Origin of the sequence: Paenibacillus sp. B-A-8, assembly GCF_048572915.1 — a bacterium.
Lineage (GTDB): Bacteria > Bacillota > Bacilli > Paenibacillales > Paenibacillaceae > Paenibacillus_AQ.
The window spans coordinates 1614703-1629330 of the sequence record NZ_CP183882.1; the positions used below are offsets into that span (position 1 = coordinate 1614703).

The window sequence follows — 14628 nt, forward strand, 5'->3', positions numbered from 1 at the left end:
GTTACACCTCGTTCATTCGATTTAAAGGATTACGGGGGAGGGATTTAGCCAGCAAACGTTGCACACTTCTATGAATATACCATTCCGTTGAACGACGATGTTTGTGCCCCATTGATTCAGATACTTGATCAAAATCATTAAGATTATCAAGAGCATTAGTTGCATAGGTATGTCGGAGTGATTTTGCACTAAAACGTATCGTTCCAAAACTAATCTTATTACTATGATTAAACATTGAGCTTATCATCTGAGATGTTATAGGAGACCTTGATCGATGAGTCACAAAAAGATTATTGTGTTCGACTGGATATAAAGAACGAGTAAAATGAAGATACTCATGAATCATATCCGTCAGATCCTTACTCATTTTTAGAGTTCTTGTTTTTGATTTAACTGAATGGAGAGTAATAAGTCTTTCGGTTAACCTCAGATCATCTAGATGGATATTAGCTACTTCAATCGGACGGCAACCAAGTTCCATGATGAGCAATACAATGCACATATTCCTGAGTTTTGAATTTGAACTACTTTTTTCTATCGATTCAAGCAGAACATGTACTTCCTCAAGATTAACAAATTCGTTTGATCTATTGGCTTGGGCACGCAGTGACTGCGGGATGATGTAGCGAATGTAATTTACTTTAAGAGCAGATAACATATCCAAAAATAATTTCATTGAAAAAAGCACTCTGTTCAAGGTGCTTTTTTTAATTTGGTCTAGATGCATCCGTTCGACTAAGTGTTCTTCATAGGAAACAACCATTGATTTAGTGAATTTTTTGCAATCATAAATCGAATGTAGAGGGGCTACACCGATAAATTGCCGTTGAACATAACCTAAAAACTTACCGACATGATAGATATGATGCTTTAATGATGTCTGTGAGTATTTTTGAGCATAATGATTTTTAAATGTAAGAATTAGCTGAGGAAAATCAGAGCTACCACGGACGTGAACTCTCTTTTTATTACGCTTTACAATATGCTTTTCAATATCTAGTAACAACTTGTTTGTAAACTCAGGATCGGCACCAGAGCGTTCAATAATAGTCTTCAGCGTAGTGTAATTAACTTTTTTCTTTCCTAGATCAGTTTCTGTGAAGTGTTGAGTATTTTGTATCATTTTAGGTATCATTAATAATCCCCCCGCAAAATCTATTATTCTAGTATTTATTGATTTATATACTTGGTTCGTATAAAATTGGATGTACAACGAACCACACTAATTTTCCTTGTTACTAATGTTTTAACAGGGACGGAGAAGTCGCTCAGGCGAAGATAAATAAATGGAAAAACAGCGTTCGGATCAGTTCGGAAAGACTAGGATTTCTTTGCCTGTACTTTTTTCCTTTATTATCCATTCGTGACGTAAAATTTCTTTTTTACGTAAAACACTTTACTTTGGTAAAGTTTTTTTATGCTGTTTTTAATGGAGTATGAAGCTTAGTTCAATTGAACTAGGCTTTTTTATGTGGACTTTGCTGGGATATCTTTGATAAACATGTGAAATATCTAGAAAGGAAGTGTGGTGAATAGATATTTCAAGCGTACATAACCCAAGCTTCTTAGCTAGAAATATTGCAAATAAAAATGTGTATTCTATCTTACTTCTGATTGAAACGGGAGAAGATCTTGGGATTAATAAGTATTATAAGATAGTGATGGAATCTATTGAGAGATTTTAAACAGAGAAAGAATGGATTGAATATCATAGGTAATTAAAGTGTATTTCATTAATTATCACTCTCTCGAATTCGAAAATTGATCAAATCATAATCAAATCTGTAGAAAAACCTAGGGATGGAGGTGGGGGCATGGAGAACAGATATTTACAGATTTATAGGGTACTAATAATTTTGTATGCTTTAAACCGCGTGATCCCCTTTTTTAAACATTTTACAGATCGGATTCGAGGCTATGAGTATTGATAATGCATGCACTTTGTAATTGATTATGTATTATTTACGTTAAATACTCGAACTGCTCATTTGTATTTTTGAGAATACAAATGAGCACCATCACCTTATCAGCTTATACACTTTACTTGGTGATAGCATGGGAATGAGTAGTTTAACCGAAGAGTCTTCTTATTTAAATAGGATGTTAGAGGCCGGAAAAAATGTTGGCAGAGGAAAAATGACCGATAAGTATTACCAAGAAAACTTCCTTAATAAGGGGCAGTTTGTTTGTAATCCGTTGTTAAGATTATCGGCAGATGATTATCATAGGTTTTTAGCGAGGTTGTCTTTAAAGATACGACGTGAATTTCTACTCAAATCCACCGGTATGACATATAGAGAAGTTGCAAAAATTATTGGTTATGCTAGTCATACACCAATTCAAAAGTTCATGGGATCGGGTTCTTTCAATACAAAAATTTCGCAGAAACTCATAGCTCAATTAGCGATACTTTTTCGTGTCCCTCCTGAATGGTTAATGGAAGAAAGAATAACGGATAATGAATGGGTAACATATCACTTTCATCATTTAGGTCTTGAAAAGAAGAGGTTGATTTCTTTTTTAGAAATCTTGAATAATGTGAAAGATACGGAGGTATGGATACGAAATTTCATTCTTAAGGGAGTTAATCCTGATAACTCGTTATTCCTCAGAGTTGAATGTAGGAATAAGAATTTCCTCGTGGAGATCTTTAATCAATTAGGAGATATAAGGGGATATAATGAGTTGATAGCTGCATTATATAGCAAGTTTGATTGTATTCTTGGAGAGGTACTTACTGCCATCCCAAGCCAAAGGAATGCAGCGATTATATGTATAGCAAACCGTCAAACATTATTTAGTGTCCCCATAGAATTTAGAAAATTGGACTTTTGAAAATACAAATGAAAGGCAGTAGCTATTAGCGTAAAACCTTCTGATAACTTGATTATCAGGAGGTTTTTATTTTGTCTAGAGTAGATCAGAAAAACAGAGATAAGGCATTAGAGATTATTAAGCAATGGATGAAAGATGAAGAAGAACGGATTAAAACGATGGAAGTTGCGAAATGTACGAAAAAAAATGAACAATAATACTCCAGGCGTAAACAAATTAGAAACAATTAAGAATGCGTTGAAAGTAACTGATGCAGCGAAAGCAAAAGGAAAAGTCATCGATTATATATTAAAGAGAATTATCAAATAACCGACTAATTGCAGTCGGTTTATTTTTAATTCAATTGGATACAATAGATAAATAAGAACATGTGTTCTTATTATGTGAATTTGATAAATGGCTCTCGTGAAAATCAAAGCTTTTCATACTGCAAAAAAACTGTGAATAGTCAGTCCAATTCAAACTATAGGGAAGTTTTAAAGAGAAAAGCATGTTATTAGATAGGAGGGATTCTTTGTACACTGCGATTTACGTTCGTGTATCGACTGGTATGCAGGTGGTTGAAGGCCATAGCTTAGAGAGCCAGGTAGAGCTCTGCATGCAAAAAGCAAAGGAGCTTAGCGTTCTTGAACATTCTGTAATGATCTTTAGGGAAGAGGGGGCTAGTGGTGAAGATATTGAACGACCAGCAATGAATGAGCTACGTGAATTAATTAGTGCAGGACAGGTTAGACAAATCATAATTACCCATCCGGATCGTCTCTCACGTGATCTGACTGATAAGTTGTTCTTGTGCCGGGAGTTTGAGTCACGTGATGTTCATCTGATCTTTGTTGATACGGAGTATCAAAGTACTCCTGAAGGACAACTTTTCTTTAATTTGATGAGTGTTATTGCTCAATATGAGCTTTCTCTAATTAAGAAGAGGACTGTTCGAGGAAGGCTGAAGGCCGTAGAAAAGGACAAAAAGATCATGCCTATGCGCGTTGCCCCCTTCGGATATGATTGGGTTGAGGGGCAACTTATTGTGAATCAGATGGAGGCAGAGCATGTAAGACAGGTATATCACTGGTATCTGAATGAAAATATGACAATCCGACAAATTGGGAACAGGCTTTTCAAAATGGGTGTCCGCCCAAAACGTTCCGTCAGTGGAAACTGGGGAGGAAGTTCAATAAGTCGGATGCTTAGTTCGGAAATATATATCGGCAAGTATTATTACAATCGTAGAAAAGTGAAGAAACTCAAGGGACAAAAGAGTAAATTTGGGAATCCAAAAAAAACATACACAATACGAGAAAAAAACGACTGGATTATGGTTGAAATTGAACCGATTATAACCAAGGAGTTATATGAACAAGCGCGCCAACGGCGTATAAAGAATTTTACTCGTTCGGGGAATGTATATTTTAATTACTTGTTGAGATCACTTATTCGTTGTGGTCATTGTGGTCGTAAATGGGGAGGGACTACATACACGGGGCGAAAGGATAAGAAGACAGGTAAAAGAGTTAAATACACTTGCTACCGATGCCTTAATCTTTTTCCTAGAGTGTATGGAATATCCCAACCTTGCCCTTCACGCAGTATTCGAGCAGAGGTGCTAGAAGAGTTTATTTGGGATATGGTCATGGAGGCATTGTCTAATCCAGAAGACTATATGCAGAGATTAGAGGGGCAAGTAGAAGAAGTCATTGATGAATTACTTTTTACTGCTGGTATGATCCAAAGCCAGATCGTTGAAAAGAGAAAAGAAATGGATAAGTTGAAAATCATGTTCCGACGGGATGTAATTACGGAAGATGAGCTAGCAACTGATTCCTATAAATTAATTCGTGAGATAAATGAATTGCAGTCACAATTGGTGTTTTATGAGGAGCAGGTCAAAACGCACAGAGAACAACATTACTCTCATGAGGAGAATCTGAAGATAGTCGAGCAGATAAACGATTTTATAAGTAGTAAAGGAGCAGAACTGGTATTTGAGGATAAACGGTTTATCATTGAAACACTCATCGATGAAATTGTTCTCAAAGCAGAAGATGGAGGATTTAACATTAGTGTAGTCGGAAGCCTAAGTGAGCTTACAGGAGGTCAAAGTGGAGGAAGTGAGAAAGATATTCCACTGACGTTGAATAAGAAACTTTTCTTACCATCTCGACGTAAGGACAATACTAATGGTTGATGCTACTCGTTTAACAAACGTAAGTTTAACCTTTCTGTATGATAAGTAGCATAGTTAAGTGATCTTTATTGAGAAGACTATTTTTTTATGATGCTGCTTTCTTATGTACATGCACTTCTGGGCATCTACCCACATACAATAAGATGACCATGAACCCGTAAGGCAAACAGATCGGTTTCATTGTACAAGTGCGGGAGGTGTCGCCAAGTTGCCTGGATTCTTAAGTACGATCGCGTTGCTAATTAAAGAACTGACGTTGCTGGTATCTTACGTAAGGAACAACGCATTTCCACAGCCGCTCTCGGAGCAGGAGGAAAGCAAATACTTAGGCATGATGGCTGAAGGGGATGCTAAAGCCCGGAATTTGCTTATCGAGCACAATTTGAGATTAGTAGCTCATATAGTGAAAAAATTCGATAATACTGGGGAAGACATGGAGGATCTGATCTCCATCGGAACTATTGGCTTGATTAAAGCTATTGAGAGTTACCGTCCAAACAAAGGCACAAAGCTGGCCACATTTGCAGCACGTTGTATTGAAAACGAAATCCTGATGCATCTTAGATCATTGAAAAAGACCCGCAAGGATGTCTCATTACATGATCCGATAGGGACTGATAAAGAGGGGAACGAAATTACACTCATCGATATCCTTGGCTCCGAGGCTGATGATGTTATTAAAGAGGTCGATCTTAAGATTGAGAAAAGCAAAATTTATCGTAACCTTGATATTCTGGATGACCGGGAAAAAGAAGTTGTAGTGGGCCGCTTTGGATTAGATACGGGTGGTGAGGAACGAACGCAGCGGGAGATTGCCAAGGAGCTTGGTATCAGTCGCAGCTATGTGTCGCGGATTGAGAAGCGAGCGCTCATGAAGCTGTATCATGAGTTCTATAAGGCGAAGCGCTAGGATCTTAGATAATAACTAAAGATTCAGAATAGATTTTGTTAAAAGCGACTTGCCAACAAGGGGGTTGCTTTTTTGTTAATTCAAATAGTTGGGCTAATTGAGCATAAAAAAAGCAAATTCAGAAAATTAACTTTTAACTGCTGAGGGGTACTATTATGTCATATAAAGAAATATATGATCTACATATTCAATTGTTACATGTATATGAAAATAATGAAAAGTACCAAGGTCCATATCAGAAGCAACTTAATTATTTTAAGAGACAGTTTTTTATAGCTGAAGATATAGTTCAACGAATTTTTGTTTTAAACCAGTTAATAAAAATTCATGAGAAAAGTAGAGAACTAATGATAAAGTGGTGTTCAGAAGAATACTTTAAGTGAAGATATACATTAAGCCTAAATTAAAGACCAATGAGTAGATTAAGGAAAAGAAATGGAGTTAATTAGCATGGACAATTCGAAAAGCAGACATATGATGGATAGACCCTATATTAAAGAAGTCATTCGTGAACTTAATCTTCTCGGGTATGAGGAAACTAAAGCTAAACAGATATTGATCAAATACTATAGACCTTTAAAGAGAACGTTGGGATTTCAACTCAATTCTAACGATTTTGCCAAGGAAATTGATTTAATTAATAAAGCTGTTAACCGAAAATATGACCCTTCTGACCCTAATCAAATCTTCATAGGAGATTTAAAAAGTAGGAAAAATCAAATTAAAAAAGATAAATGAAAAGATGGGAAACATATTTAGAGAAATGCCTACATGTTCTTGCTGTTTATCAATTCTGATTTATATTAAGAATAGAAGAGATGCTATTCATAATTCTACGAATAGCATCTCTTCTTTGTAATTATGTTGTTTATGAGTACTTATTCTTGATTTTTAAAGTTTCAGTCTGTCATTCCAAATTGTTTTGACAATTATATATTCCTCCCTCTTGAATAATTTCTCTAATCACTATAAATATTACTATCACTATAAATATATAAACTCATGCATGAGATCGACTGTTTTTCTACGAATTTCAGCTGCAAGCATAATAATCCTTCCTATGCTTTGTTGAATAAAAATAGTGACGAAATTCTTTGTTTTCAACATTAGTAAATATACATCAGCTTGTGCACCGAGCAAGAAGGTTCCTGCTTTCTGGAACATTGATTATTTGTTTAATGAAATTGTTAGCGGTATTCATAAAGCGAAAAGCGCAGGAATCAACGAATGTATACTTGTTATTGATACCTGGGCGGTAGATAATGTGCTACTGGATGCTGACGGCAAGCGGATTAATGAAGTATATGCCAAAGGTGACCGCTGGACCGATGGGATAATGGAAGAACAGGGATTCAGCAGCTGACAATCAATACGCTGTTAGAACAAGATGAAAATAGATAGACGTACAGAATTTTCGGAAGTTTGAAAAAATTATGCGGCGTTTGTAACTCGTCTTCTCGATACAGCTAGCGTAGAAGCAAGCAAAACAATGACGTTCAAATACTAATGAATCGTAATTTTCTAAATACTCCAAAAATGCAATTGGCAAGGCTTTTGCGAGTTAACTCGGCAAAAAACTGGCTTAATGTAGAAATCGAAGGGCGGAGATGTTCTGCCGTAGTCCACATTGGTAGCGGAAACGAAGGTCAAACTCCAGTCTACGCGCTAGGCCGGTGAACGTATTAATGTTCTCTAAGGGAGCCGCGAGTAAGACATGAGGAATACCTTATCGGTAGTGTCCGTCCGCTCCTCAACTGGTGACATATAAGATTTTTTCATTTAGATACCGGAAATCGCAATCGAACAAGATCTGAGGATACTTGGCTTTGGCGTTCAAGCCAAAATAAAGAGCGCGTACCGATTGAATATCGATACGCGCTGGCTGCTTAGTTTTTTCATCTATCTACTTGACAGGTGGGTGCAACCTTTAGCTTGGTTTTTGTGTGCATGAAAACTAATTGAAGTTTTGTCAGAAGATATTACACAAGTCTTTTTAATGATGCTTGAAATTCAGTTGGTGTCATATCAAAATATTGTTTGAAAACATAATTAAAATGCTTCACGCTAATGTATCCGACTTCATCAGCTACGTTATATACTTTATAACTTGGATTGGCAAGTAACTTGGATGCTTGCTCTATTCTTGTTCTATTGAGGAATTTGACATATGGTTCTCCAATATGCTTGTGAAATAAGTGGCTGATATATGTTGGATTTAATTGAAACTTATCTGCCAGCATGGGTAAACTAAGTGGCTCAGCGTAATTTGCTGAAATATATTCTTTAATATTTTGAGCTAAGATCGCATCTTTCGATATCGGAAGTGACAATATTTCTGAATCAGATCCGTTATCATAAATGGATAAAATCATGTTCGCTTGGAGTTGAATGAGCTTATCAAACTCAACAGATTCATCCAATGTCTTAAGCTGTTCGGCTAAGAATTGATACGCGTCGACAATCTTATTTTCTGTCACGTCTTCAGTTAATGATTCAAGACAGTAGAGCATGAAGCGGACCACATTAGACTTCTCCATATTTCCGTGGGTACGATACCATTGTGTTAACTGCTCAATTATTTTATGACGATCCTTCGTCTGGCCTATACTTTTTATTTGAAGAATAAATTGAGAGAAGCCCTCAAACCATATTTTGTTATCGTGAATAGCTGAGCTGGAAAATGAAGCTTTTAGCAGCATTTTCAGGGCTTCTGCATAGCTGGATTTGAGAGATAGCAAATCAAGTACCATGCTTCCATGCGCATGCGATATGGTTACCCCAATCGTATGTTGCATTTTAGATTCTATTTCTGTAACAAATAGCTTCATTTGATGGTTCAAGGCAATCTGATCATCTGAGGTAAAGAAAATACATGTATTCTGGTATATATCCACAAACGCCCATGCATTTGAAGTGGATTCCAGTTGTTCCTTGCAAATATCAAACAATATATATTTATAGAGTTCAATATCTTGATATTGAACGGATTTGACAAGAGAGTCTTCCTGATTTAATGAAAGTACCGCAATGTTCCCAATGCCATCAAATAAGTTGATTTTTAAACGATGCAGAATCGGATATAAGGATTTAATTTCTACACCAGCATCCATAATAATAGATTGAAAAAATTTCCGAATGACAGTATCCGTTGTTTCTGAATTCAGGGATACTAAATCTTGATATTGGTAGCCTTCCTGAATTTCTAAATCTCTCAGATCTGCAATACGCTCGAGAACTTCTTTTACCTGACTCTTTATGATGGGTTTTAGCAAATAGTCCTTTACCCCGAAGGATAAAGCTTTACGGGCAAAATCAAATTCCTCAAATCCAGACAGAATAACAATATGCTGTTTCTTATTGATTTCATAAATTTTATTACTTAATTCAAGTCCATCCATACGTGGCATTTTAATATCTGTAATAACAAGATCTACTTTATGTTCTTGAAGAAAGGACAGGGCTTCCAACCCATTTCCAGCTTCGCCTGTTACTACAAAGCGTTTATCAAGTAATGGAATTTGTGTTTTAAGAAAATTTCGCGTGTAGACCTCGTCGTCAACGACTAACACGTTATACATAGAATACACCGTCCTTTATGATTTTTCATGGGGTAAATTAATTTGAATGGTAGTACCTAGATTAGGTTGACTAATGATTTCTAAGCCGAAGGGCTGTCCGAATTGTTTGAGAATCCGCAAATGAACGTTTAAGAGCCCGATTCCTTGCATATGCCGGTTGTCAAGTTCAGAATCTTCTTCATCTAGGAGCTTAGTGAGCTGGGCAAGTGTATGCTCAGGTATGCCAGGTCCATTATCAACTACGAATAATTGAACAGCATCAGGTGTAATCTTGCTGTAAATCGTAATGTTTGTATTTTCACTTTGTCCCTCACATCCATGAATGATCGAATTCTCAACCAAAGGCTGTAGGAGTAATGATGGAATATTGTAGGTATAGAGCTCTGAATGAATATGGATTTCATAGGTTAACTTCTCACTATATCTTGATTGCTGGATGAACAGATATTCATTGATCAATGAAATTTCATGGGATAGTGGAATGTTTTTATCCATTTTTGTGATTTTTCGGATCATGCTGCTTAACTTCTGAATACTTTCCACGGCTTCATTTGACTGATCTGATTGAATCATGATACTGATCATATTTAAGGTATTATATATAAAATGAGGGCGAATTTGTCTCATTAGTGCACTGAGCTTCGCTTCTTGCTCTAGTAGTTTCATTTCATAGATTTGTTTCACTAAATGTGTATTGTCTGAGATGATTTGGCTGATTTGGCATACCATTCTATTGAACGAATTGCCTAAGTAACCGATCTCATCGCTTCGTTGTTCGGGGAAACGCACTTCTAAATTCCCTTGCTTCACCTGCTTCATGAGGGAGACGATTTTGAATAATGGGTTCAGGAAATTTTGTATCGAAATAAACACAATAATTAACATCAGTATAGCGCAGCCGAAAGCAAAATAGATGGTTGTATTCCGCATGGCTATGGCATGTTGGTTCAATTCATCCAATGAATGGATGGAATGAATGTTCCAATTGGACGTCTGCACTGGATAATTGGAAACCAAATATTTATTATGATCTACCTCGATTTCTCCCGTTAGTCCCTTTGAGGGATCAATAGCAAATACATTCGCATTATTTATATCAGCATCTAAGCTAGAGTATAAGATGTTTCCGCTTTCATCTGATAACATAACTCCTCCTTGTTTTCCATTGTTAACTTTGTTCAGAATATCAATTATACCGTCAAACATGGCGTCAACTTTAATTAAACCAATCATTTCAGTGCCGGTGGACCCACCAAATATCGGGCGAATGATGGAGAATACCCTTGTATTGTCCGATTTAATTAAGCTTTCCTTATTATGGCTAATAAAAAAAGGTTTTTTAAGGGTGATTGCTTGTTTGTACCAGCTTAATTGTGTGAAATCGATGGCTGAATCTAGCGATTCATATTTTCTTGTGCCCAAATAGACTCGATCCGTAATTAAATATACTCTTAGAATGTCGGCCTGCGGAGCTATCAGAATATCTTCTAAAAAGTTGTTAATGTATCGAGCTTGTAAGAGCTGCTCTTGTGCACTCAGCTGATGTCTCTGAATCATCGCTAATAATTCTGAGTTGTAGTAAGGGAGCATGGAGGTGCGAATCATTTCCTCCGTGTAACGATTCGCATTAATAGATAGCTGCTCGCTCGTTTCAATTGTGTTGTGAAAAATCATATCTTTAACATCTTCTTTATATTGAATATATGAAAATATAGATGCAGAAACTACAGAAATAAGGATTAGTGTACTGCATAAGAAAATTAGTTTCGTCTTGAAAGTTAACCCTTTGATCTTCCAGATCCTCATGATGACGCACTTCCCCCTTCTAATATGTGAGTTTAATGAAGTTGCCAAGGGGTGTCAACTGATCATCGCTCGATATTTAGCAAATCAAAAGAATTCGGAATAAAACGAAAGAACTAGGAATTTTAAAGATGTACTCGGGCTGATAACATGGTTGGAGACAAACATTTATATCAAGAGAGGGTGGCAAGTTGTATGTTGCTAAAACGTAGAAAAGTGTTAGCTAGTGTGTTTGTGTCAGGATTGTTGCTTAGTTCTTTAGCGGCTTGTGGAGAGAAATCATCTGAAGGTACGGCTACAAGTGAAGGTGATAAATCAGGGGGTCAAGTCAAGCTTTCCTTCCTTCAAGGGAATCCAGAAATGGTGGAATGGTTTAATACGGTCATAGATGAATTCAACAAGCAAAATCCTGGAATTACCGTTGTACAAGAGAACTCTAAGGAACCAGAAAATCTCTTGAAAGTAAAATTTGCTTCAGGTGACGTTCCTGATATAACGAATCGTCAACCACAAGAATTTATCGATAAGGGCTTGTTCTTAGACTTATCCGATCACGAACAATGGTGGTCGAGGCTGTCACCTGAAGCTAAGGAAGCAAGTTCAGATCTAAAGACAGGCAAACAATTTAAAGTCGTAACAAACTTTATTAATGGCGGTATTTTCTACAACAAGTCCATGTTTAATAAATTCAATCTTCAAGAAGCCTTAACCTGGGATGATTTCATGAAGAATCTTAGAAGCATCAAGGAACAGGATTCTAAAGTTGTTCCTATGTACATGAGCGGTAAAGACGCTTGGACCATTGCCCATCTTGGGAACCTGATGGCTGAAGGTGTGCAGAAACAAAAAGTTGGTAATTTGGAATTTAAAAAGGCGAGCTTAGATAACAATGTAGACATTCTTAAATTTGACGAAGCGGGAGGACCACTTGAAATCTTAGCGAGTCATTTGCTTGAGTTGAAAAAAGAAGAGTTGATCAATAAGAACATTCTATCCGATACGTATGATCAACAAATTGACGCTTTTGCAAATGGTAAAGCAGCTATGATCAGCCAAGGTATGTGGGCACTAGCGGATATTTTAAACAAGAATCCAGAAATTGTGAATGATCTCGGATTTAGTCCATATCCTTCCATCGTTAATGGGACGAAACCAACCGTCTTGAATGCGGATGACCAAGCATACTCCATTCCAGCAGGATCGAAACATATTGAAGAAGCTAAGAAGTTTTTAGATTTTCTATTTGAAGCTGAGAACCAAAAATCATTCAGTGAAACTCGTAAAGCTCCTAGCGCCTTTACAGATGTAGAAGCGGACTGGGCACCGATTAAGGACCAAGTGACTGACGCATTATCCAAAGCAGCAAGTGTAGATTGGGATATTCGTCCAATCGGTTTTGACAATAATGAACAAGGACAACTCTATCAAGAATTGCTTGTAGGTACATTTACACCAGAACAGTTCACGAAAGAGTTTAAAACGAGATGGGATAACGCTTGGAAAGCGATGAATAAATAATTCATAAGTAGAAGTACGAGTGGCTTGAGAATGTAAATTACTCAAGTCACCGTAGTTTATACAATTAGTTTTAAAAAATATAAATATAGAGATCTGGAGGGGAACCATGTCTAGTATTCAAAAGAATCTGCATAAGTTTATGGCTGTTCCCGCAATACTGTTGTTTATTCTATTTTTTATTTATCCATTAAGTTATGGTTTAGGTTTGAGTTTTACTGATTGGGATGGACTATCAGACACTAAAAATTATGTGGGATTTCAAAATTTTATTGATTTTTTTCAAGATAGACGTGCCATCGGAGATATTAAGAATACATTGATGTTTGGCCTACTAAGTCCGATCCTACTCAATATATTTGGCTTTTTATTAGCATTATTACTAGACAAAGAAATAAAAGGTAAAAATCTCGCAAGAACGATTATATATCTACCTGCGATTATAAGTCCGCTCATTATGGGCTACGTTTGGTTAATGATATTACGTCCTGATAGTGGTTTTCTTTTCAATGTGCTTCAAGCATTAAATTTAGAGAATCTGTATGCGAATTGGCTCGTAGATCCACATAAAGCGATGTGGGCAATTATTATTGTGAATCTGTGGCAGTTTATTGGATATCCGATGATCATCTTCCTAGCAGGTTTACAATCGATTCCTACAGAGATGTACGAGGCTGCTAAGATTGATGGGGCATCTTCAATTCAGACCATCCGTTATATCACAATTCCACAACTCATGCCAGCCATCCAAATTAATATTATTACTAATATTATTAATTCATTGTCCGTATTTGAAATTATCGTAGCATTAACCAATGGTGGGCCTGGATATTATACGGAGCCGTTAAGTCTCTATATTTATCGTAATGCATTTGCAGGATTAACCGGTTATTCTACAGCAGTAGCAATGGTCTTATTTATCATTATCTTAATTCCAGTTGCACTTGCTTTCAAATTCTTCAAATACGACAACAACTAGGGGGTGTGAAGCCGTGCGGTTTTTTAGATATTTTGTGATGATTATCTTAGTGATTTTTGCGATTATTCCATTTTATGTGTTGTTTATGACGGCTCTATCAGGTTCTCCTAGCGGTGGAGAAGGTGTACTTATAAGAGAGTTTCATTGGAGTAATTTCTCAAAGGCATGGGAGCTATCGAACATGTCGCAAGCATTATTTAATTCAATTGCGATCACATTTTGTGCAATTTTTGTATCCGTTTTATTCTCATCTTCAGCATCTTTTGCAATCGTTAGAGTACCAACGACTCTTCACAAGATTGTGTTTTTTGCTTTTATCTTTAGTATGTTGGTACCCGCTATCATTAATATCGTTCCTTTATACACGTTGATGAGACAAATTCATGGGATTAATACGATTTGGGCCATGAGCTTATTGTTGGCAACAACTGCGTTACCTTTATCCATTTTTGTATATAGTAATTTCATTCGTGGTCTTTCCAAGGAAATTGAGGAAGCCGCAATCATAGATGGCTGTTCTTTATTTACGGCATTCTGGAGAGTTACATTCCCTTTGTTACGACCTGTGACAGCGACTGTTATTATCTTGACTGCAGTTCCAGCGTGGAACAACTATACTCAGTCAGTATTCTTCTTACAGGACAGATCCATGCAGACAATCCCCTTAGCCATTTCTAGTTTCTTCACAACGTATGGAGCTGACTGGAGTATGATGGCAGCTGCATCGGTTATCGGCATGTTACCAACGGTTCTCGTATTTTTATTCTTGCAAAGATCATTTATTAAGGGAATGACAGCAGGAGCAGTTAAGGGGTAATGCTCT

The 14628-nt window shown here is 36.6% G+C and carries 12 protein-coding genes and 1 pseudogene; 9 read left to right on the forward strand and 4 right to left on the reverse strand.

Annotation, left to right across the window (positions count from 1 at the left end; translation table 11 throughout):
* Position 1: 1 nt before the first annotated feature.
* Positions 2-1135 carry a tyrosine-type recombinase/integrase gene (locus ACN6MV_RS07285; RefSeq protein ID WP_076107183.1) on the reverse strand — a complete coding sequence of 378 codons (1134 nt, stop codon included), beginning with the start codon at positions 1133-1135 and terminating at the stop codon, positions 2-4.
* 926 nt (positions 1136-2061) lie between these two features.
* Here ACN6MV_RS07285 and ACN6MV_RS07290 point away from each other — a divergent pair.
* The 6 genes from ACN6MV_RS07290 to ACN6MV_RS07315 all read left to right on the forward strand — a co-directional run bounded on the left by ACN6MV_RS07290 (position 2062) and on the right by ACN6MV_RS07315 (position 7293).
* Positions 2062-2835 (forward strand): hypothetical protein, encoded by a 774-nt coding sequence (locus ACN6MV_RS07290; RefSeq protein WP_419886033.1) that lies wholly within the window; start codon positions 2062-2064, stop codon positions 2833-2835.
* Between the two features lie 71 nt (positions 2836-2906).
* Positions 2907-3032 (forward strand): hypothetical protein, encoded by a 126-nt coding sequence (locus tag ACN6MV_RS07295; RefSeq protein WP_419886034.1) that lies wholly within the window; start codon positions 2907-2909, stop codon positions 3030-3032.
* A gap of 317 nt (positions 3033-3349) precedes the next feature.
* A complete protein-coding gene (locus ACN6MV_RS07300) occupies positions 3350-5020 on the forward strand; it encodes a recombinase family protein (protein ID WP_419886035.1) in 1671 nt (556 codons plus the stop codon).
* A gap of 208 nt (positions 5021-5228) precedes the next feature.
* Positions 5229-5930 carry an RNA polymerase sporulation sigma factor SigK gene (gene sigK, locus ACN6MV_RS07305; RefSeq protein WP_042125228.1) on the forward strand — a complete coding sequence of 234 codons (702 nt, stop codon included), beginning with the start codon at positions 5229-5231 and terminating at the stop codon, positions 5928-5930.
* Between the two features lie 450 nt (positions 5931-6380).
* Positions 6381-6668: a hypothetical protein gene (locus ACN6MV_RS07310; protein ID WP_419886036.1), complete on the forward strand. Its 288-nt coding sequence runs from the start codon at positions 6381-6383 to the stop codon at positions 6666-6668.
* A gap of 343 nt (positions 6669-7011) precedes the next feature.
* Positions 7012-7293 (forward strand): hypothetical protein, encoded by a 282-nt coding sequence (locus ACN6MV_RS07315; protein ID WP_419886037.1) that lies wholly within the window; start codon positions 7012-7014, stop codon positions 7291-7293.
* A gap of 169 nt (positions 7294-7462) precedes the next feature.
* Here ACN6MV_RS07315 and ACN6MV_RS07320 read toward each other — a convergent pair.
* The 3 genes and pseudogenes from ACN6MV_RS07320 to ACN6MV_RS07330 form a co-directional block, all read right to left on the reverse strand.
* Positions 7463-7680: pseudogene (locus tag ACN6MV_RS07320) on the reverse strand (transposase); the annotation flags it as partial.
* 229 nt (positions 7681-7909) lie between these two features.
* Entirely contained in the window at positions 7910-9508 is a 1599-nt protein-coding gene (locus ACN6MV_RS07325; RefSeq protein ID WP_419886038.1) for a response regulator transcription factor, read from the reverse strand.
* 15 nt (positions 9509-9523) lie between these two features.
* Entirely contained in the window at positions 9524-11314 is a 1791-nt protein-coding gene (locus ACN6MV_RS07330) for a sensor histidine kinase (protein WP_419886039.1), read from the reverse strand.
* A 192-nt stretch (positions 11315-11506) separates the two neighbouring features.
* Between ACN6MV_RS07330 and ACN6MV_RS07335 the strand changes: the two genes are divergently transcribed.
* From ACN6MV_RS07335 to ACN6MV_RS07345, 3 genes are all read left to right on the forward strand, one after another.
* Positions 11507-12829, forward strand: a complete 1323-nt coding sequence (locus ACN6MV_RS07335) for an ABC transporter substrate-binding protein (RefSeq protein ID WP_419886040.1) — start codon at positions 11507-11509, stop codon at positions 12827-12829.
* Positions 12830-12935: 106 nt separating this feature from the next.
* On the forward strand, positions 12936-13805 hold the full coding sequence (locus ACN6MV_RS07340; RefSeq protein WP_419886041.1) for a carbohydrate ABC transporter permease: 870 nt from the start codon (positions 12936-12938) through the stop codon (positions 13803-13805).
* A 13-nt stretch (positions 13806-13818) separates the two neighbouring features.
* A complete protein-coding gene (locus tag ACN6MV_RS07345) occupies positions 13819-14622 on the forward strand; it encodes a carbohydrate ABC transporter permease (RefSeq protein WP_419886042.1) in 804 nt (267 codons plus the stop codon).
* Positions 14623-14628 lie beyond the last annotated feature (6 nt).